The organism is Leifsonia shinshuensis (genome assembly GCF_014217625.1).
GTDB lineage: Bacteria > Actinomycetota > Actinomycetes > Actinomycetales > Microbacteriaceae > Leifsonia > Leifsonia shinshuensis_A.
In genome coordinates this window covers 1,137,099-1,156,614 of record NZ_CP043641.1, presented here as the reverse complement: position 1 = coordinate 1,156,614, position 19,516 = coordinate 1,137,099, and the positions used below count along the sequence as shown (strand labels likewise).

Annotated in this window: 21 protein-coding genes and 1 tRNA gene; 13 read left to right on the top strand and 9 right to left on the bottom strand. The window is 70.3% G+C overall.

The window, feature by feature from the left end; all coding sequences use genetic code 11:
- The first annotated feature begins 25 nt into the window (after nt 1-25).
- On the top strand, nt 26-304 hold the full coding sequence (locus F1C12_RS05620; protein WP_185277823.1) for a DUF3039 domain-containing protein: 279 nt from the start codon (nt 26-28) through the stop codon (nt 302-304).
- Between the two features lie 24 nt (nt 305-328).
- Here the strand turns inward: F1C12_RS05620 and F1C12_RS05615 are convergent, their stop codons facing one another.
- Nucleotides 329-1,633 carry a nicotinate phosphoribosyltransferase gene (locus F1C12_RS05615; RefSeq protein ID WP_185277822.1) on the bottom strand — a complete coding sequence of 435 codons (1,305 nt, stop codon included), beginning with the start codon at nt 1,631-1,633 and terminating at the stop codon, nt 329-331.
- A gap of 43 nt (nt 1,634-1,676) precedes the next feature.
- Between F1C12_RS05615 and murI the strand changes: the two genes are divergently transcribed.
- The 4 genes from murI to F1C12_RS05595 all read left to right on the top strand — a co-directional run bounded on the left by murI (nt 1,677) and on the right by F1C12_RS05595 (nt 4,892).
- Nucleotides 1,677-2,495, top strand: a complete 819-nt coding sequence (murI, locus tag F1C12_RS05610) for a glutamate racemase (RefSeq protein ID WP_185277821.1) — start codon at nt 1,677-1,679, stop codon at nt 2,493-2,495.
- Nucleotides 2,496-2,532: 37 nt separating this feature from the next.
- Nucleotides 2,533-3,288, top strand: coding sequence for a ribonuclease PH (gene rph, locus F1C12_RS05605; RefSeq protein ID WP_185277820.1), 756 nt, complete (start codon nt 2,533-2,535; stop codon nt 3,286-3,288).
- Nucleotides 3,288-3,884, top strand: a complete 597-nt coding sequence (rdgB, locus tag F1C12_RS05600) for an RdgB/HAM1 family non-canonical purine NTP pyrophosphatase (protein WP_185277819.1) — start codon at nt 3,288-3,290, stop codon at nt 3,882-3,884. The genes rph and rdgB overlap by 1 nt, the downstream gene beginning before the upstream one ends.
- Before the next feature lie 105 nt (nt 3,885-3,989).
- The gene (locus F1C12_RS05595; protein WP_185277818.1) at nt 3,990-4,892 is read left to right on the top strand and encodes a cation diffusion facilitator family transporter; all 903 of its coding nucleotides are present in this window, start codon (nt 3,990-3,992) and stop codon (nt 4,890-4,892) included.
- A gap of 103 nt (nt 4,893-4,995) precedes the next feature.
- Here the strand turns inward: F1C12_RS05595 and F1C12_RS05590 are convergent, their stop codons facing one another.
- The 6 genes from F1C12_RS05590 to F1C12_RS05565 form a co-directional block, all read right to left on the bottom strand.
- Entirely contained in the window at nt 4,996-5,220 is a 225-nt protein-coding gene (locus F1C12_RS05590; RefSeq protein WP_185277817.1) for a hypothetical protein, read from the bottom strand.
- A 466-nt stretch (nt 5,221-5,686) separates the two neighbouring features.
- A complete protein-coding gene (locus F1C12_RS05585; protein WP_185277816.1) occupies nt 5,687-6,415 on the bottom strand; it encodes a DedA family protein in 729 nt (242 codons plus the stop codon).
- 78 nt (nt 6,416-6,493) lie between these two features.
- Nucleotides 6,494-7,528 (bottom strand): acyltransferase family protein, encoded by a 1,035-nt coding sequence (locus F1C12_RS05580; protein ID WP_185277815.1) that lies wholly within the window; start codon nt 7,526-7,528, stop codon nt 6,494-6,496.
- 107 nt (nt 7,529-7,635) lie between these two features.
- Nucleotides 7,636-7,717 (bottom strand) — tRNA-Leu (locus F1C12_RS05575).
- Nucleotides 7,718-7,735: 18 nt separating this feature from the next.
- Nucleotides 7,736-8,773, bottom strand: coding sequence for an LLM class flavin-dependent oxidoreductase (locus F1C12_RS05570; protein WP_185277814.1), 1,038 nt, complete (start codon nt 8,771-8,773; stop codon nt 7,736-7,738).
- Nucleotides 8,774-8,829: 56 nt separating this feature from the next.
- Nucleotides 8,830-10,110: an MFS transporter gene (locus tag F1C12_RS05565; protein WP_185277813.1), complete on the bottom strand. Its 1,281-nt coding sequence runs from the start codon at nt 10,108-10,110 to the stop codon at nt 8,830-8,832.
- Nucleotides 10,111-10,179: 69 nt separating this feature from the next.
- Between F1C12_RS05565 and prfB the strand changes: the two genes are divergently transcribed.
- From prfB to F1C12_RS05535, 6 genes are all read left to right on the top strand, one after another.
- Nucleotides 10,180-11,292 (top strand): peptide chain release factor 2, encoded by a 1,113-nt coding sequence (gene prfB / locus F1C12_RS05560; RefSeq protein WP_185277812.1) that lies wholly within the window; start codon nt 10,180-10,182, stop codon nt 11,290-11,292.
- Between the two features lie 120 nt (nt 11,293-11,412).
- Nucleotides 11,413-12,606, top strand: coding sequence for a cell division ATP-binding protein FtsE (gene ftsE / locus F1C12_RS05555; RefSeq protein WP_185277811.1), 1,194 nt, complete (start codon nt 11,413-11,415; stop codon nt 12,604-12,606).
- The gene (ftsX, locus tag F1C12_RS05550) at nt 12,603-13,508 is read left to right on the top strand and encodes a permease-like cell division protein FtsX (RefSeq protein ID WP_185277810.1); all 906 of its coding nucleotides are present in this window, start codon (nt 12,603-12,605) and stop codon (nt 13,506-13,508) included. Before ftsE ends, ftsX begins: the two co-directional genes overlap by 4 nt.
- A gap of 66 nt (nt 13,509-13,574) precedes the next feature.
- Nucleotides 13,575-14,051: an SsrA-binding protein SmpB gene (smpB, locus tag F1C12_RS05545; RefSeq protein WP_179606746.1), complete on the top strand. Its 477-nt coding sequence runs from the start codon at nt 13,575-13,577 to the stop codon at nt 14,049-14,051.
- Between the two features lie 47 nt (nt 14,052-14,098).
- Nucleotides 14,099-14,872: a tyrosine-protein phosphatase gene (locus F1C12_RS05540; protein WP_185277809.1), complete on the top strand. Its 774-nt coding sequence runs from the start codon at nt 14,099-14,101 to the stop codon at nt 14,870-14,872.
- 64 nt (nt 14,873-14,936) lie between these two features.
- Entirely contained in the window at nt 14,937-15,629 is a 693-nt protein-coding gene (locus F1C12_RS05535; protein WP_185277808.1) for a DUF5666 domain-containing protein, read from the top strand.
- Nucleotides 15,630-15,645: 16 nt separating this feature from the next.
- Here the strand turns inward: F1C12_RS05535 and F1C12_RS05530 are convergent, their stop codons facing one another.
- Together F1C12_RS05530 and F1C12_RS05525 are read right to left on the bottom strand one after the other, a co-directional pair.
- Nucleotides 15,646-16,311: an SIMPL domain-containing protein gene (locus tag F1C12_RS05530; RefSeq protein ID WP_185277807.1), complete on the bottom strand. Its 666-nt coding sequence runs from the start codon at nt 16,309-16,311 to the stop codon at nt 15,646-15,648.
- A 56-nt stretch (nt 16,312-16,367) separates the two neighbouring features.
- On the bottom strand, nt 16,368-17,396 hold the full coding sequence (locus F1C12_RS05525; RefSeq protein ID WP_185277806.1) for a LacI family DNA-binding transcriptional regulator: 1,029 nt from the start codon (nt 17,394-17,396) through the stop codon (nt 16,368-16,370).
- Nucleotides 17,397-17,607: 211 nt separating this feature from the next.
- Between F1C12_RS05525 and F1C12_RS05520 the strand changes: the two genes are divergently transcribed.
- Entirely contained in the window at nt 17,608-18,630 is a 1,023-nt protein-coding gene (locus F1C12_RS05520) for an asparaginase (RefSeq protein WP_185277805.1), read from the top strand.
- The gene (locus F1C12_RS05515; RefSeq protein WP_185277804.1) at nt 18,627-19,505 is read left to right on the top strand and encodes a polysaccharide deacetylase family protein; all 879 of its coding nucleotides are present in this window, start codon (nt 18,627-18,629) and stop codon (nt 19,503-19,505) included. Before F1C12_RS05520 ends, F1C12_RS05515 begins: the two co-directional genes overlap by 4 nt.
- Nucleotides 19,506-19,516: the final 11 nt, after the last annotated feature.

Here is a 19,516-nt window from a genome sequence, read left to right as displayed (position 1 = left end):
GACCTCACGCCGTTAGACTGGGACGATGAACGACGCCAGCATCCTCGAACCCGGTGGAGAGCCGGGCGGCGGTGGCACGAGCACACTCGAGCGCGAGCTTCTGGAGACGCCGCAGATCTCCGAGCCCGGCGACCACGAGCGCTTCTCGCACTACGTGAAGAAGGAGCAGATCCTCGAGTCCGCCATGACCGGCAAACCGGTCAAGGCGCTGTGCGGCAAGATGTGGACCCCGGGCCGCGACCCGGAGAAGTTCCCGGTCTGCCCCACCTGCAAGGAGATCTACGAGAAGCTGCGGGACGAGTAGCCGCAGTCCGCGGCGGCCGCCGCCTCAGCCGAAGATCGTCGGCAGCACCGGGTCGCCCCGGCCCAGCCGGAACGCCTCGTCCGGCAGCTCCCTCATCGCGCTCGCGCGGTGCTCGCGTGCCCGCCGCGTGCCCTCCGGCCCGAGGTGCTCGCGCTGCACCTCGCCGTCGGCGACCAGCGGCACGAGCAGGTCGCGGCCGGTGTCGTCCGGCTGATCGCCCGCCTCCACGATGTGGATGACCTCCGCGACCGCGTGCCCCGACGCGTCGAGCCGGCGGATCGGGTGCTTGCGGCCGCCGATGCTCGGCTTGCCCTCCGACTTCTTCGCCACCGGCACCCACGTGCCGTCGTCGTCGCGGTGGGCGACGAGCTTGTAGACCATCCCGGAGGCCGGTGACCCCGAGCCGGTGACGACCGCGGTGCCGACCCCGTACGAGTCGACCGGCGACGACGACAGCGCAGCGATGGTGAACTCGTCCAGGTCGTTGGTCACGGTGATGCGGGTCTTCGTCGCGCCGAGCCGGTCGAGCTGGGCGCGCACCTGGCGCACGAGCTTCGGGAGGTCGCCGGAGTCGAGGCGGACGGCGCCGAGCTCCGGACCGGCCACGCGCACGGCCGTCTCGATCGCCTGCTCCACGTCGAAGGTGTCGACCAGCAGCGTGGTGCCGGGGCCGAGTGCCGCGACCTGCGCACGGAAGGCGTCCTCCTCGCTGTCGTGCAGTAGCGTGAACGCGTGCGCGGCCGTGCCCATCGTCGGCACGCCCCAGGTGCGCCCCGCCTCCAGGTTGGAGGTCGCGCCGAACCCCGCGATGTACGCGGCCCGCGCGGCTGCGACGGCGCTGCGCTCGTTGGCGCGGCGCGAGCCCATCTCGGCGAGCGGACGGCCGGCGGCGGCCGTGACCATCCGCGCGGCGGCGGAGGCGACGGCCGAGTCGTAGTTGAAGACGCTGAGGATGAGCGTCTCGAGGATGACCCCCTCCGCGAACGGCGCGTCCACGATCAGGAACGGCGACCCGGGGAAGAAGACCTCACCTTCCCGGTAGCCCCGGATGGTGCCGGAGAACCGGAAGTCCGCGAGCCAGTCGAGGGTCTCCTGCCGCACCACAGAGGCCTCGCGCAGGTACTCCAGCTCGGCGTCCCCGAAGCGGAACCGTTCGATCAGCTCCAGCAGGCGCCCGGTGCCCGCGATGACGCCGTAGCGGCGGCCGGCCGGCAGGTGACGGGTGAACGCCTCGAAGACGCTCTCCCTCTCGTGCGTGCCCCTCAGCAGCGCGGCGTCGAGCATCGTGAGCTCGTAGCGGTCGGTCAGGAGCGCGGAGGACTCGGTCACGGCTCCACCTTAGCCACGGCGCGGACGGGTAGGCTGGACTGCTGTGACGGATGCGCCGATTGGGATCTTCGACTCGGGGGTCGGTGGGCTCACCGTCGCCCGGGCCATCCGCGACCAGCTCCCCAACGAGTCGCTGCTCTATGTCGGCGACACCGCGCACTCGCCGTACGGGCCGAAGTCGATCGCGGACGTCCGCCGCTACTCCCTGGAGGTCCTGGACTTCCTGGTCGAGCAGGGCGTCAAGCTGATCGTGATCGCCTGCAACACCGCGTCGTCCGCGATGCTGCGCGACGCCCGCGAGCGCTACTCGGTGCCGGTCATCGAGGTCATCCAGCCGGCCGTGCGCCGCGCCGTCTCGGCGACCAGGACGGGCCGGGTCGGCGTCATCGGCACGGCGGGCACGATCTCCTCCCGCGCCTACGAGGACGCCTTCGCCGCCGCGCCGTCCCTCGAGCTCTTCACGCAGGCCTGCCCGCGCTTCGTGGAGTTCGTGGAGGCCGGGATCACCAGCGGCGAGGAGGTGCTGCGCGTCACGGCCGAGTACCTCCAGCCGCTGCGCGAGGCCGACGTGGACACGCTCGTGCTCGGCTGCACGCACTACCCGTTCCTGAAGGGCGCGATCTCGTACGTGATGGGCGAGGGCGTCTCGCTGGTCTCCAGCGACACCGAGACCGCCAAGGACGTCTACCGCACGCTCGTCAGTCGCGGCCTGGAGCGGACCGAGATCACGCCGCCCAGCATCCGCTACGAGGCGACCGGTTCGGACGCCGACTACTTCCTGCGCCTCGCGCACCGCTTCATCGGGCCGGAGATCTTCCGGGTCGACCTGGTGCAGACCGGCGTGATCGACCTCCCGCTCTGACCCCTGAGCCCTTCCGTTTCCGACCGAGGAGAGAACTGTGACCGACATCACCCGCGCGGATGGCCGCACCCCCGACGGCCTCCGGCCCGTCACCATCGAGCGCGGCTGGAGCCGGCAGGCCGAGGGCTCGGCGCTGATCTCGTTCGGCAACACGCGTGTGCTCTGCACGGCGTCGTTCACGAACGGCGTGCCGCGCTGGATGGCCGGCAAGGGCAAAGGCTGGGTCACCGCCGAGTACGCCATGCTGCCGCGCTCCACGAACGAGCGCATGGACCGGGAGTCCGTCAAGGGCAGGATCGGCGGCCGCACCCACGAGATCAGCCGGCTGATCGGCCGCAGCCTCCGCGCGGTGGTGGACATGAAGGCGCTCGGCGAGAACACCATCGTGATCGACTGCGACGTGCTGCAGGCCGACGGCGGCACCCGCACCGCCGCGATCACCGGCGCCTACGTGGCCCTGGCGGACGCGCTGGAGTGGGGCCGCGAGCACCGCTTCATCGGCCAGAAGGCCACCCCGCTGATCGACTCGGTGTCCGCGGTCTCGGTCGGAATCATCGACGGCACGCCGATGCTCGACCTCGCCTACGTGGAGGATGTCCGCGCCGAGACCGACATGAACGTGGTCGTGACCGGCCGCGGCCTGTTCGTGGAGGTGCAGGGCACCGCCGAGGGCGCGCCCTTCGACCGCGGCGAGCTGAACGCGCTGCTGGACCTGGCTCTCGGCGGCGCGACCGAGCTGGCCGCCGTGCAGCGCGCAGCGCTCGAGTCGTCCGCGCTCGGCATCGAGGGCTGATGGTCCGCGTCGTCCTCGCCACGCACAACCGGCACAAGGCGCTGGAGTTCCAGCAGATCCTGGGCGACGCCGTCCCCGGCCTCGAGATCGTCGGCTACGACGGCCCGGAGCCGGTGGAGGACGGCGTGACCTTCGAGGCGAACGCGCTGATCAAGGCGCGCGCCGCGGCCGCCCACACCGGGTTGCCGGCGCTGGCCGACGACTCCGGAATCTGCGTCGACGCGATGGGCGGCGCCCCGGGGATCTTCTCGGCGCGCTGGGCCGGACGGCACGGCGACGCGCAGGCCAACCTCCAGCTGTTGCTCGACCAGCTCGCCGACCTCCCGGACGGCACGCGCGCGGCGCACTTCACGGCGACGCTCGCACTGGTCTCACCGGCCGGCGAGACCGTGGTCGAGGGGATCTGGCCCGGCAGCATCGCGCACGAGCCGCGCGGCGAGCACGGCCACGGCTACGACCCGATCTTCGTGCCGGACGGCCACGACGCGACGGCGGCCGAGCTCGGGCCGGAGGTCAAGAACGCCGAGAGCCACCGCTCGCGGGCCTTCACGGCCATCGTGCCGGCGCTGCGGGACCTGGTCGCGGCCGCGGGCTGAGCGCCGGAGCCTGGGCGCAGCGCAGTGAGAATGAGAACGGCACTCATTCCTATCTAGCGCTCCCGCTGGCACGCCCCGGCGACTTCGACATACCGTAGAAGAACCATGAGTCACGACCACGGCCACTCCGCCAACCGCAACCGGCTCCTGATCGCCATCGGGATCGTCGCCGCGGTGCTCGTCGTGCAGATCATCGGCGCGTGGCTGAGCGGATCGCTGGCGCTGCTGGCGGACGCCGGTCACATGCTGAGCGATCTGACCGGGCTGATCGTCGCCCTGATGGCCACCATCGTCGCCGCCCGGCCGCCGACCGACCGCCAGACGTTCGGCTACCGCCGGGCCGAGGTCTTCGGCGCGCTGATCAACGGGCTGATCCTCGTCGTCGTCGCGGTGTTCGTGAGCATCGGCGCGATCGGACGGCTCGTGTCGGGGGAGACGGAGGTCCAGTCCGGCCCGATGCTCGTGGTCGCCGTCATCGGCCTGGTCGCGAACCTCGGCGCCCTGCTGCTGCTGCGTCCCGCCGCCGATCACTCGATCAACATGCGCGGCGCGTACCTGGAGGTGTTCGGCGACCTGATCGGCTCGCTGACCGTCATCGTCGCGGCCGTCGTGATCATGTTCACCGGCTTCGCCCCGGCCGACGCGATCGCGTCGCTGCTGATCGCGGCGTTCATCGTCCCGCGCGCCGTACTGCTGCTGCGCGACGTGGTGCGCGTGCTCAGCGAGGCGGCCCCCGCGGACACCGACGTCGCGGAGATCCGCGACCACATCCTGGGCACCCCGGGCGTCGTCGCCGTGCACGACGTGCACGTCTGGGCCATCACGTCGGGCGCGCCGGTGTTCACGGCGCACGTCGTGGTCGAGGCCGGCGTCTTCCGGTCGGGCGGGACGGGGAAGCTGCTGGACGAGCTGTCCGGATGCCTGGCCAAGCACTTCGACGTCGAGCACTCGACGTTCCAGCTCGAGCCGGCCGAGCACGCCGCGCACGAGGACGAGTTCCACCGCTGAGCGACCCTCGAAGGGCGCGTAAACGCCCCTAAAACCGTGTTTTAGGGGCGTTTACGTGCCCCTCGACAATCGGAGCAGCAAACGCGCAATCCGCCCAACTCCTTCAGCCTCGGAGGACGGCCGCGAGCATGATCACGATGAGCGCGACGAACCATACGGCGAAGATCACCGCGGCGCTGACCACCACCCAGTGGAGGAAGGCACGCTTCGTTTCCGCCCGCGGGTCCGAGTCAGCGATGAAGAGTTGTGTCATCAACGACTCGACGATGCCGGCGTACCGCCTGTTCGCGTGCGGAGGCGTAGAGCCATCACGCGAATCCTCGGACATGCGACGAGCATATGCCGTCGGTGGCAGTTACCGCCGAGAGCCGCGTCGACGCCCAGAAGACCCCCTACGTGCCCTGACCAACGTGACCGAATTGGGGCCGCGAACCAGCCAGTGAGTGTGCAAGGTTGGGCCAGTGGAGGAAGGTGCCGAGACTCGGAAGCTCTTCCAGGGGGCGACCGAGCTGACTGCATGGGAGCCCTATTGGAAGCGCCACTATGCGCCCGAGTATGTTCCCACCGGGGATGAGGTCTGCGCCATCATGTTCGACAGCCCTGGTGCAGACGATGTCATTTCGGGATCCATGGTCTTTCCTCCGGAGGCAGGACGTCAACCGGCCGACCTAGTGGATCTTCCGGGGCACCCGTCTGGACCGAGGAATGCCCTGGAATGTGGGTAGCTCGCCTGCAATCCACAGGGACGTATTAGCGAGCTGCCCCACTAGGGCCGTTTACGTGCCCCTCGACCTTCAGACGTCGGGCGTGGGGTGCGGGTCGGAGACCGTGGCGTCGGTTGCGGTGGCGGCGGCCGCTTCGGCCTCCAGGCGCTTCTTCTTCGCCTTGCGCAGCGACTGGAAGTAGTGGAACAGCGTCGGGATGAGCGTGATCACCACCGCGCCGATGAGGATCATGTCGATGTAATGCGACACGAAGTTGGCGATCGGCGGGATGTAGCCGATGACGAAACCGAACAGCGTGAGGCCGGCGCCCCAGAGCAGCGCGCCGATCGCGTTGTACAGCGAGTACTTCTTGTAGTTCATGTGCCCGACGCCCGCGGCGACCGGGGCGAATGTGCGCACGATCGGCACGAAGCGCGCCAGGATGACCGCGAGCGCGCCGAACCGGTCGAAGAACGCGTTGGTGCGGCGCACGTTCTCCATGCTGAACAGACCGGTCTCCTTGCGCTCGAACACGCGCGGGCCCGCCTTGTGCCCGATCAGGTAGCCGACCTCTCCGCCGAGGAACGCCGCGAACGCGATGGCCAGGCAGACCCACCAGATGTCGACGCCGAAGACACGGGAGGTGTGCGTGAGCAGGCCGGAGATCACCAGCAGGGTGTCGCCCGGCAGCAGGAAGCCGACCAGGAGGCCCGTCTCGGCGAACACGATCCCGCACACCACGATCAGCGCCCACGGACCGGCCGCGCCGATGATGGTGGTGGGGTCGAGCCAGGGGATGAGGCCGGCGTGATGGATCACGCAACTCCTATCGTCTCAGTATGCGGTCGAGGCGAGTTTAGTGTGCGCGGGCTGGGCGTACGGTGCGAATGACTCCTACTACGTGGCGGCGGTCCACCGCTCGCCGAGAGCGAGGGTTCTGGTGACGCGCCACGAACGCAGGATGCGCTCGAGAACCACCGAGGCGAGCAGCGCCACGACGGTGGTCACGACGATGCACACGGTCACGTCGTGGAAGCCCAGCGCGACGAAGGCCATCCGGCAGAACTGGACGGCGAAGTAGTGGAACAGGAAGATCGCGAACGACCTGGCCCCCAGCCATTCGAGCGGCCTCGACGAGAACCGCACGAGCACGACGAGCGCGCAGAACAGCGCTCCGACGAGGTTGCCGACGACGCCGTCCGGTGACGGGCGAACACCGGCGACGGTGCCGAGGATCGTCACCGCGAACAGCACGACGAACGCGCCGAGGGCGATCAGGTGCCGGCGCCGTGGCGCGCTGCGCCAGTCGAAGCGGCGGCAGGCCATCCCCGCGAGGAAGAAGAACGAGAGGTACACCGCGGCCGCCGAGGCGAACGGAGTCGCGATGCCCTTCGGCAGGACGGCCGAGAGCGCGAACGACACGACCAGCGCGATCAGCATCCCTCGCCGCGTGGACAGCCGGCCGCGCGCGTCGAGGACGGCGACCGCGACGAAGCACCAGAGCACCGCCCAGATGAACCAGAGATGCGCGACGGGGATGATGTGCCACGTCCAGAACGGTCGCAGACCGCTCCCGCCCCAGCCCGGGATCAGGTCGAACGCCAGGATGTAGGCCGTGCCGACCACGAGCATCGGAACGAGCAGTCGTCGCGCCTTCGAACGGAGGAAGCGCCAGGGGGATGCGCCGACGCTGATCGGTCGCATCGCATAGACGTAACCCGACAGGAACGTGAAGAGCGGCATGCGCAGGTACTCCAGCAGTCCGAGCGCGAACTCCCACGCGGAATCGCTCGTGAACCGCCAGAGCGACAGCTCGCCAAGACCGACGGAATGCCAGACCACCACGAGGATGCAGGCGATGCCGCGGAGGGCTTGGACCGACGTGTCCTTCGGCCGTGCCGACGGCGTGCGCTGAAGATCGGGGCGCGACATCCCTCTCCCGACGATGGAACGGACATTCGGGAGAATAGGGCAGGTCCGCCTGCGCGACGCCGTTTCTGCGGCCGGGGGCGGGGTCTTTCACCCGCCGCGTCACACGGTGCGGGAGAAGGGACTCGAACCCTCACGCCGTGAAGCACAGGAACCTAAATCCTGCGTGTCTGCCAGTTTCACCACTCCCGCGGCTCGCGCTGCGCGCGGCTACGACAATAGCTCATCCACGCGCGGCGCGACCTCGCGGCCGAGCAGGTCGATCGCCCGCATGATGTGCTCGTGGCCCAGCGTCCCGTTGCTCAGCTTGACGTCGAACCGGGTGAGGCCGAGGCCGCGTGCGGCGTACGCGATCTTCTGCGCGACCGTCTCCGGCGAGCCGACGACCAGGGCGCCGTCCTCCGCCGCCTCGTGCTCGAAGCGCGCGCGGGTCGCGGGCGGCCAGCCGCGCTCGCGGCCGATCCGGTTGGTCATGGCCTCCCAGTGCGGCCAGAGCAGGTCCTTGGCCTCCTGGTCGGTCTCGGCGACGAAGCCGGGGGAGTGCACGCCGATCGGGAGGCCGGTGTCCTGGCCGAACTGCTCCAGCGCGTTGCGGTAGAGCTCGGTGAGCGGCTGGAAGCGCATCGGGCCGCCGCCGATGATCGCGACCATCAGCGGGAGGCCGTAACGCGCGGCGCGGACCACCGACTCCGGGCTGCCGCCGACGCCGATCCAGGTCTTCAGGAGGCCGTGCTCGACCGGCGGATACACCGACTGGTCGGTGAGCGGCGGCCGCAGCGTCCCGCTCCAGGTCACCGGCTCCTGCTGCCGGATCGCGGCGAAGAGGTCGAGCTTCTCGTCGAAGAGCTCTTCGTACTGCGCCAGATCGAAGCCGAACAGCGGGAACGACTCGATGAAGGAGCCCCGGCCGAGGATGACCTCCGCGCGGCCGTTCGAGACGCCGTCGAGGGTGGCGAAGCGCTGGAACACCCGCACCGGGTCGTCCGAGCTCAGCACCGTGACCGCTGAGCCGAGGTGGATGCGCTCGGTCTGGCCGGCGATCGCCGCGAGCACGACCTCCGGGGCCGCCACCGAGAAGTCTTTGCGGTGGTGCTCGCCGATGCCGATGAAGTGGAGGCCGGCCTGGTCGGCCTGGACGCCCTCCGCCACGACGTTGCGCAGCACCTGAGCGTGCGGCAGCGGATTCCCGTCGGCGTCCAGCGTGATGTCGCCGAACGTGTCGATCCCGATCTCCAGCCGTGCGGCCATGTCCGTCCTCCTGCTCGATGCGTATGCATACGTATCGAACCGTACGGGAGTCGCGGCTATTCCGGCAGCCCCTCCGCGGCCCGGGGCCGGCGCGGGATGTAGCGCGGGATGAACCGGGCGAGCAGACCGGCGCCGACCAGTCCGAGCACGCCCATCACCCCGCTCGCGAAGGCGATCGAGACCAGCCCGGTCAGCAGCGACACCACGAGCGGCGCTGCGGCCTGGCCGGCATCACCCGTGAACCGCCACGCGCCGAGGAACGCGGCCGGGCTCTCCTTCGGCGCCAGGTCGGCCCCGAGCGTCATGATGATGCCCGAACCGATGCCGTTGGCGAACGCGAGGAACAGCGAGACGCCGATGTACCAGGCCACCGCCCCCGGAAGGTCGTGGCTGAACGACAGCACCAGGAAGCCGACGCCGAGGCCGAGCATGGAGGGCACCACGCTCCACATCCGGCCGAACCGGTCCATGAGCTGGCCGCTGGCGTAGAAGAGCGCGAAGTCGACGGCGCCCGCGATGCCGATGATGAGCGCGGTGTTCGCCTCGTTCAGCCCGATGGAGACGGCCCAGAGCGGCAGCAGGACGGTGCGCGCCGACCGGACGGCCGCGACGAGCGAGATGCCGGAGCCCATCCGTGCGAGCACGCCGCGGAACGACCAGATCGTCGCGAACAGCCCGCGGGTGCGCTCGTCGGCGTCCTCCTCGCCCTCCGTCACCGGCTCGCCGCCGTGCCCGGGAGCGGTCGGCGCCGGGCCGAACATCCGCTCGGGGTCCGGAAGCACCAGCAGCACGACGACCGAGCCCAGGCAGCTGACGATGAAGATCCAGAACACCGATTGCGTCGACCCGGTCGCCGCGATCACGGCGGACGCGATCAGCGGGCCGACGAACCAGCCGGCGCGGAAGATACCGCCGAGGGTCGACAGGGCCCGCGCCCGGTAGCGCACCGGCACGTAGGTCGTCATGAACGCGTGCCGGGCGAGGGCGAAGACCGCCGTCGCGATCCCGACCACGAAGATGCCGGCCATGAGCACCCAGTAGTTCGGCGCGAGCAGGCACACCACGACGCCCGCCACCGCGACGGCCGCGGCGCCGATCATGGCGGTGCGCTCGCCGATCCGCGAGACGACCCAGCCGCTCGGGATGTCGCCGGCCAGCTCGCCGAGCATCAGCATCGACGCGATGAAGCCGGCCATCGCCAGCGTCGCGCCGAGGTTGCCCGCTGCGATCGGGATGATCGGGATGATCGCGCCCTCGCCGATCGAGAAGAGCAGTGTCGGCAGGAAGGCGGCGAGTGCGACAGAGCGGAAGGAGAAGGGGCGCTCGTCGGAAGTCATTTGCTTAACACAGTACAACTGTCGCGCGCACGTCTCGCCGGAAGGGCAGCCGGTAGGCTGGAGGACGCCATGATCGAACTAGACCTCTCCCCGCAGATCGCGGACCTCCGCTCCACCCTCGCCGACATCGTCGCCGTCGTGAACGTGGACAAGCTCCGCGCCGACATCGCCGACCTCAGCGAGAAGGCAGGCGCCCCCGACCTCTGGGACGACACGGCGAACGCGCAGAAGGTGACCAGCGCGCTCAGCCACCGCCAGGCGGAGCTCGGCCGGATCACCTCGGTCGAGCAGCGCCTCGACGACCTCGAGGTGCTCGTCGAGCTCGCCAACGAGGGCGACGACGAGGAGTCCGCCGCCGAGGCGCGCGCGGAGCTGGAGTCCCTGCAGAAGACGCTCGGCGACCTCGAGGTGCAGACGCTGCTGAGCGGCGAGTACGACGAGCGCTCGGCGATCGTCACCATCCGCTCCGGCGCCGGCGGCGACGACGCCACCGACTTCGCCGAGATGCTCATGCGCATGTACCTGCGCTGGGCGGAGCAGCACAAGTACCCGGTCAAGGTCATGGACACCTCCTACGCGGAGGGTGCCGGCATCAAGTCCGCGACCTTCGAGGTCGAGGCCCCGTACGCGTTCGGCACGCTCTCGGTGGAGGCCGGCACGCACCGGCTCGCCCGGATCAGCCCGTTCGGCTCGGCGGACAAGCGCCAGACGTCCTTCGCCGCGGTGGAGGTCATCCCGCTGATGGAGGAGGCCACGGCCGTGGAGGTGCCGGAAGGCGACATCCGCGTGGACGTGTTCCGCTCCTCGGGCCCCGGCGGCCAGTCGGTCAACACGACCGACTCCGCCGTCCGCATCACGCACCTCCCGACCGGCATCGTCGTCTCGATGCAGAACGAGAAGTCGCAGATCCAGAACCGCGCGGCGGCGATGCGCGTCCTGCAGACCCGCCTGCTCCTGCTCCAGAAGGAGGAGGAGGCGGCCAAGAAGAAGGAGCTCGCCGGCACCATCACGGCGAGCTGGGGCGACCAGATGCGCTCCTACTTCCTGTACGGCCAGCAGCTGGTGAAAGACCTGCGCACCGGCTACGAGTCGGGCAATCCCGCGTCGGTGTTCGACGGCGACCTCGACGGCTTCATCGCCGCGGGCATCCGCTGGCGCGCGGGCGCCAAGGACGAGGACTAGGCCCGGTCACAGGCCCCACGGGCATTGCGCTCAGCGCGTGTGCCGGGGACTGTCAGGCTTGTGGCTCACGGGCATGTCGCTACTGTGGAACGCGCAAGAGTTGCTTAGTCTCTAACAGTCATGATCCGGTTCGAACACGTATCCAAGCAGTACGCGGGGACAGCGCGCCCTGCGCTCAACGGCATCAACCTGGAAGTGCTCCGCGGCGAGTTCGTCTTCCTCGTCGGCGCGTCCGGCTCGGGCAAGTCGAGCTGCCTCCGGCTGATCCTCAAGGAGGAGCGGCCGACCAAGGGAGCCATCCACGTCCTGGGCCAGGACCTCGGCACGATCTCGTCGCGCAAGGTCCCCTACTTCCGCCGCAACATCGGCGTGGTCTTCCAAGACTTCCGGCTGCTGCCGAACAAGACGGTCTTCCAGAACGTCGCCTTCACACTCCAGGTGATCGGCAAGTCGCGTGGCTTCATCCAGGAGGCCGTGCCCGACGTGCTGGCGATGGTCGGCCTCGACGGCAAGGCGCAGCGCCTGCCGCACGAGCTCTCCGGCGGTGAGCAGCAGCGCGTCGCGATCGCGCGCGCCGTGGTCAACAAGCCGCAGATCCTCCTCGCCGACGAGCCCACCGGAAACCTCGACCCGGCCACCAGCGCCGGGATCATGTCGGTGCTCGCCCAGATCAACGCGGGCGGCACCACGGTGCTGATGGCCACGCACGAGGCGGCGATCGTCGACCAGATGAAGCAGCGCGTGATCGAGCTCGTCGGCGGCCAGATCGTCCGCGACGAGCGCCACGGCGGCTACGGCGTCACCTCGGCGATCCCGCTGCCGCGTCCGACCGCGGACGGGCTCGTGACCGGTGCCGTGCCGGCCCCGCACGCCGCTGCGCCGGTGCCCGCCGCCGCAGCCGCGCCCGCTCCGTCGGAGCCGATGACGCGTCCGCACGCGCCGGTCGCCAACCCCACGGGACCCGTCCCGGTCGGGACCGGGCCCGTGCAGGGCGCGCCCGCGGAGCAGGCTCCCGCCTACCAGCAGGCGCCGTCCTCTCCGCAGGCACCGTCGTCACCGCAGGCGCCGTCCTCTCCGCAACCGGTCTACCAGCAGCCTCCGGCGTACCAACCGCCCGCGCCCGCGCAGGAAGCCCCGGCCCCGGCCCCGGCCCCGGCGCCCGCCGTGCCGGCGCCCGTCCCCGTCGCGGTGCCCGCGTCCGCCGGGGGCGAGGACCTCCCCGACCACCTGAACTTCACCGCCAACCTCGACCTGAGCGGGCTGCGCGACGCGTCCGACCGCGACGGCGAACAGAATGTGGGGCCCACGAAATGAGATTCGGGCTCATCTGGTCCGAGGTCGGCAACGGCCTGCGCCGCAACCTCTCGATGGTCGTCTCCGTGGTGCTCGTCACCTTCATCTCGCTGACCTTCGTCGGCACGGCCGCGCTGCTCCAGCTGCAGATCGCGCAGATGAAGACGTACTGGTACGACCGCGCCCAGGTCGCCGTCTACCTGTGCACCGAGACCGACAACTGCCCGGGCGGCGCCGCCACGGCGCAGTCGGTGGAGGCCGTCAAGAAGCAGCTGCAGTCCCCGGAGATCGCGCCCTACATCCAGAAGTGGTACTTCCAGGACCAGAAGCAGGGCTACGAGCAGTTCAAGCAGCAGTTCAAGGGCAACCAGATCGCCGACTACGTCACGCCGGACATGATCCCGCAGACGTTCTGGGTGAACCTCAAGGACCCGAACCGCTCGGACGTGCTGACCGAGACCCTGTCCAGCTCGCCCGGAGTGCAGAGCGTCGTGGACCAGCGCAGCTACCTCGACCAGATCTTCAGCATCCTCAACGCCGCCAGTCTCACCGCGATCGGCATCGCCATCCTGATGCTGGTGGCGGCGGTGCTGCTGATCGCCACCACGATCCGGCTGTCCGCGTTCTCGCGAAGGCGGGAGATCGGGATCATGCGGCTGGTCGGCGCGTCCAACCGGTTCATCCAGACCCCGTTCATCATCGAGGGCGTGATCGCGGCGCTGATCGGCTCCGTGTTGAGCTGCGTCGTGATCTGGCTGCTGGTGCAGTACTTCGTCCGCGGCTTCCTGAGTCCGAAGATCCCGTCGATCAACTTCGTCGGGATGGACCAGGGCTGGCTCGTGATCCCGCTGCTGATCGTGGTCGGTGTGGTGCTGGCGGCGGCGTCGGCGAACTTCGCCATCAAGCGCTACTTGCGGGTCTGACCCTATAGACTGGTCTGCTGCCCGGCGTTGTGCCGGGCAGCACCATCTTCGACGTCAGGAGACGCTGTGCCCAGGGAACGTGGCCAGAAGGTCGTGGCCACCAATCGCCGAGCGCGCCACGACTACACCATCGAGGACACCTACGAGGCGGGCCTCGTGCTCACCGGCACCGAGGTCAAGTCGTTGCGCGAGGGGCGGGCGTCCCTGGTCGACGGCTACGCCTTCGTCGACGGGGGAGAGGCCTGGCTCGACGCCGTGCACATCCCCGAGTACCTGGACGGCACCTGGAACAATCACGCCCCGCGGCGCAAGCGCAAGCTCCTGCTGCACAAGGCGCAGATCGTCAAGATCGAGAACAAGGTCAAGCAGGGCGGCTACACGATCGTCCCGCTGCAGATCTACTTCAGCGACGGGCGCGCGAAGGTCGAGATCGCGGTCGCCAAGGGCAAGCGCGAGTACGACAAGCGCCAGGCCCTCCGCGAGCGGCAGGACAACCGCGAAGCCGAACGGGCGATGTCCAGCAGGCGTCATCTCGGCGAGTGACCTGCCCCGCACGGCGTGCTGTCGGCGCCGGGTGGCAGGATGAGGGCATGAGCAGCAACGACGAGGCGACGGCCGGAACGACAGGCGTCGTCGCGGCGCGCATCCCGGTGAACGGCACGTACAACTTCCGCGACGCGGGCGGCTACCCGGTCCCCGAGGGTGTGGTGCGCCGCGGCAAGCTGTTCCGCTCGGACGGGCTCGCGCGGCTCGGCGACGAGGGGCGGCAGACGCTCCGCGACCTCGACGTGCGGGTCGTGATCGACCTCCGCGACGACTTCGAGGTCTCGGTGATGCCGGACGACGTCGACGGTCTCGACCTCCAGCGCCTGCACCTCCCGGTGTTCGAAGGCTCCGGCGCGTCGCAGTCGACGATCGGCATCACGCTGGTCGGGCTCTACGAGAAGATCCTGCTGCAGCACGGCGACGTCATCGTGACCGCGCTGCGGGAGATCGCGGACACCGGCGGCGAGGCCGTCGTCGTGCACTGCACCGCGGGCAAGGACCGCACCGGCATCGTCGTCGCCCTCGCGCTGCTCGCGGTGGGCGTCGAGCGCGAGCTGGTGGTCGCCGACTACGCGGCGACCCAGGCCAACCTCCACGGTCCCTGGCTGGACGGGATGATCGACCTGGTGCGCAGCCACGGGGTCGAGGTCACGCCCGACCTCCGCATCATCCTCGGCGGCAGCCCACCCGAAGCGCTCGAGGAGGCGCTCGACGTGGTGGAGCGCAGGTTCGGGAGCGTGCGCGAGTACCTGCTCGCCACCGGGCTGGACGAGCTGGAGCTGGCGAAACTCCGTTCCGTGCTGGTCGAGCCGTCGTGAGTTCACATCGAAGCCATAACCGGCGTTCAGCGGTATCGCGGCTCGATCAGGTGTTCTTGTGACCATGGACGAGAACCAGCCCACCGAGCCGCTGTACCCGCAGCAGCCCGGCGCGCAGAATGAGGTGCCGCGGCACGACGTGCCGCCGCAGCAGGCCGCGCACCCGTACGGGCCGCCGACGCAGCAGTACGGGCCTCCCGCGCGCCCGGTGGGGGAGCCGTTCTACAAGCGCCACGGTCTGGCGTTCGCCATCTCGACGCTCGTGCTCGGCGTCATCGTGCTGTTCGGCATCGCCGGCACCGGTGCGTTCGCCGTGGGCTCGGTCGTGTTCCACGCGGGCTCGTCGGTGTCGCGGCTGCTGCACGACGGCCAGGGCGGCCCGGTCCCGGTGAAGCCGGGCGCCCCCGGCCAGAACGGCAAGGGCAACGGCAGCGGCTCCGGCCAGGGCGGCCGCCAGGACGAGGGCCCGATCGCGAAGGGCGTCGTCCGCGGCACCGTAGCCTCGATCTCCGGCTCGACCTGGACCATCCGGACACAGCGCGGCACGACCCTGACCGTCGACACCACATCGTCCACCGTGTATGGAGCGCCGGGCCAGACGCAGAGGGCCTCAGACTTCGCCGCCGGCGACGAGGTGATCGTCGTCGGCACCCGCTCGGGGACCACGGTGACGGCGGTCCGCATCCTCAACGTCGCCGACCTCCCGCTGCGGCCGGGTCAGTCCGGCCCGACGCCGACGCCCTCGCCCAGCAGCTGAGCGGGAGTTCTCCGCGTCAGGACGCCGCGAACCGCGCGTGCACCTGCACGGCGACCGTGATGTCCTCGGGCTTCAGCGCGAGCGTCGCGCCGCCGAGCTCGGCCGACATCGCCCGGGCCTGGAGCGGCTGCGGCTGACCGTTCGACGGCCCGTCGCCCAGCATCCCCGGGTCGCTGAGCGCGAGCGGCTTCACCGCCGTCAGCCCGAGACTCGTCGCGTACACCGTCGCCTTGGCGACCGCGTTCTCCACCGCCCGCCGCCGCGCCTCCTGCGTGATCGACTGGCGCCGAGCCTCCGTCAGGCTCCAGGTGACGCCCTGGATCGTGACCCCGTCGAGCAGTGAGACGACGCCCACCCAGTCGGACAGCGCGGTCAGCTCGCTGAAGGTGACGTCCATCCCGATCTCCGCGTGGTAGATCGGCGAGAGCCGTCGGCCGTCCTGATTCCAGGGCCGGTCGCCCCATACCCGCAGCTGGTCGGAGGCCCAGGAGGTCACCGGCCCGGTCTGCGGGTTGTGCAGTTCGCGCAGCTCGGCCGCCAGGGAGGCGTGCCGCTGGGTGGTGAGCGCGAGCGCCTCGTCGCGCTGCTCGCCCTCGTACGCGACGCTCAGCCGCACCGCGCCCCGCTCCGCCGGATGCTTCAGCTCGTACTCGCCCTGGACGGTGATGATGGTGTCGGCCATCCACCGATCCTGGCATAGACCGCCGCGGCGCAGAAGGACGGCGGTGCGCGCCGTCGTCAGCCCGCGGTGCTGCGCCGGACGATGAGTTCGGGCCGCAGTCGCTGCGACTCGACCTGCTCCCCGTCGATGGCGCGGAGCAGAGTCTCCAGCGCCCGCCGTCCCATCTCGTGCATGGGGGAGCGCACCGTCGTCAGCGACAGGGCGTCGGACGCCGCGAGCGGGGTGTCGTTGTAGCCGACCAGCGCCACGTCCTCCGGAACGCGCAGTCCCATCCGCTCGATCACCCCGAGCGCCCCGATCGCGGCGAAGTCGTTGGTCGCGAACACCGCGTCCGGGTACGGCTTCTCCGCGAAGATGCGCTCGGCGCCCTCGCGGCCGGCCGGGGCGTCGAAGCCGATCGAGACGATGCGGTGCTCCGGAATGTCGACCCCGGCCTCGCGGTAGGCGTCGACCAGTCCGCGCGTCCGCTCCCGGCCCGTCGAGGCGAACGGGAGGCCGGCCAGGACGGCCACGTCGCGGCGGCCGGTCGCCAGCAGGTGCTCCGCGACCAGCCGGCCGCCGAGCGCGTCGTCGCAGGTGACGGCGATGTGGTCGCCGCTGCGCCGCGAGGTGAGTACGAACGGCACGTCCCGTTCGGCGAGAGCGTCGAGGTACGGGTCCTCCAGGTGGGCGTCTCCGAAGATCAGGCCGTCGACCCGCCGGTCGAGCATGGACTCCGTGCGCGCGCTGCGCAGCTCGTCGTCGTCGAGCGAGTTGGTCACGAACGCGGAGACCCCGTGCTCGGTCGCCGCCTCGTCGATGCCCTCGTAGATGGTCGCGAGCACGAAGTCCTGGAGGCGCGGGACGAGCACGCCGACGAGGTTCGACCGCGATGTGCGCAGGCTCGCCGCGTGCGGGTTCGGCCGGTAGCCCGTCTCGCGGGCGACGGCGAGGATGGCCGCGACCGTCTCCGGCGAGGCCCAGCGGGCGGCATCCTCCTCGCCGGCGGCCAGCACGCGGGAGACCGTGGTGACCGAGACTCCGACGCGGTCGGCGATCGTCCGCTGCGTGGCGGGGCGTCGGCCTGCCGGGGCTTTTCCTGTCATTGCGCTCCTTCTGCCGCCATTATGGCGTGCCCGCCGGGCCCGCGGCCCCGCGACGGCCCGCGGAGCGGCAGATCCGCGCCCGGCGCGGGCATTGCTTCCACAATCGTCAACACAAACGATTGACGCAATCGATTGAGTTGTGCAAGAGTGTCTGCCAGACCTTCCCGTCGCACCTTGCACGTCCACCGTCGTACGAAAGGATCCGCCGCCGATGCCGCACATCGTCGTCCTCGCCACCGGGGGGACCATCTCCTCCCGCTCCGGAGCGGGCGGTTCGGTGGCGACCGACGGCGGCCCGGCGCTCGTCGCCGGTGTGGAGGTCGCGGGAGTCACCGTCGAGAGCGTCGACGTCCTCCGCAAGAACTCGTTCAACCTCACGCTGCGCGACCTGCGGGAGCTGAGCGAGGCGATCGCCGGACAGCTCGGCCGTGCGGAGGTGGACGGGATCGTGGTGACGCACGGGACCGACACCCTGGAGGAGTCGGCGTTCCTCGCGGACGCCGTGCACTCCGACGAGCGCCCCGTCGTCTTCACCGGGTCGCAGCGTCCGGCCGATCATCCCGCCTCGGACGGCCCGGGCAATCTGGCCGACGCCATCGCCCTGGCCGCAGACCCCGCCGCCCGCGGACGCGGCGTGCTGGTGTGCTTCGCGGGCATGGTCTTCGCCGCCCGCGGGGTGCACAAGGCCGAGACCCTCGCACCCGCGCCGTTCGCCGCGCACGACAGCGGCGCGGTCGGTCTCGTGGCCGGCGGTCGCGCGATGTTCGCGGCGTCCCCGGTGCGCCCGGCCGCACTCCCACGGCCGGGTCGCGGATTCGACGACATCCGGGTCGACGCCGTCGTCTGCCACCCGGGCGGCGACCGCACCCTGTTCGACGCGGCCGTCGCCGCCGGCGCGCGCGGGATCGTCCTCATCGGCACCGGATCGGGCAACGCCTCGGCCGCGCTGATCGACGCCATCCAAGCCGCGACGCGGGCCGGCGTGGTCGTCGCGCTCTCCACCCGGGTGCCGCGCGGACCGGTCGTGCCGCTGTACGGCGGCGGCGGGGGCGTGGACGCGGTCGGCGCCGGCGCCCTCCCCGCTGTGACGCTGCCCGCGTCGCAGGCGCGCATCCTGCTCGCACTGCTGCTCGACACCGAGCCGGCCGACCGCGTCGCCCACCGGTTCGCGGCCTTCGCCGGGCCGGCGCACGGAACCTCCATCACCGATCGGAAGAAGGAAGACACACCATGACCAAAGAGATCTTCGTCGCCTTCGGCATCGACATCGACGCCGTCGGCGGCTGGCTCGGCTCCTACGGCGGGCAGGACTCGCCGGGAGACATCTCCCGCGGACTCTTCGCCGGGGAGGTGGGCGTCCCGCGGCTCAACCGGCTGCTGGAGAAGTACGACCTCCCCGCCACCTGGTTCTGGCCGGGCCACTCCATCGAGACCTTCCCGGAGCAGTTCGACCAGGTCGTCGCCTCCGGCCACGAGATCGGCCTGCACGGCTACAGCCACGAGAACCCGATCGCGATGAGCAGGCAGCAGGAGTCCGACATCCTCGACCACTGCATCGAGCTCATCTCCGACCGGTCCGGACGCCGGCCCACCGGCTACGTCGCCCCGTGGTGGGAGTTCTCGCCGGTGACCAACGAACTCCTCATCGAGCGCGGCATCCGCTACGACCACTCGCTGATGCACCGCGACTTCGAGCCGTACTACGTGCGGGTCGGCGACAGCTGGACCCCGATCGACTACGACGGGAAGGCCGCCGACTGGATGCGCCCGCTGGTGCGCGGCGCGGAGACCGACCTGGTCGAGATCCCGGCGAGCTGGTACCTCGACGACCTGCCTCCGATGATGTTCATCAAGTCCTCGCCCAACAGCCACGGCTTCGTCAACCCGCGCCACCTCGAGGAGATGTGGCGCGACCAGTTCGACTGGGTGTACCGCGAGCAGGACTACGGCGTGTTCACCTTCACCATCCACCCGGACGTCTCCGGACGCCCGCAGGTGCTGCTGATGCTGGAGCGGCTCATCGAGCACATCTCCGGCCACGACGGCGTGCGCTGGGCGACCTTCGACCAGATCGCGCAGGACTTCCAGCGTCGTTCGCCCCGGCGCTGAGCCGGTCCACC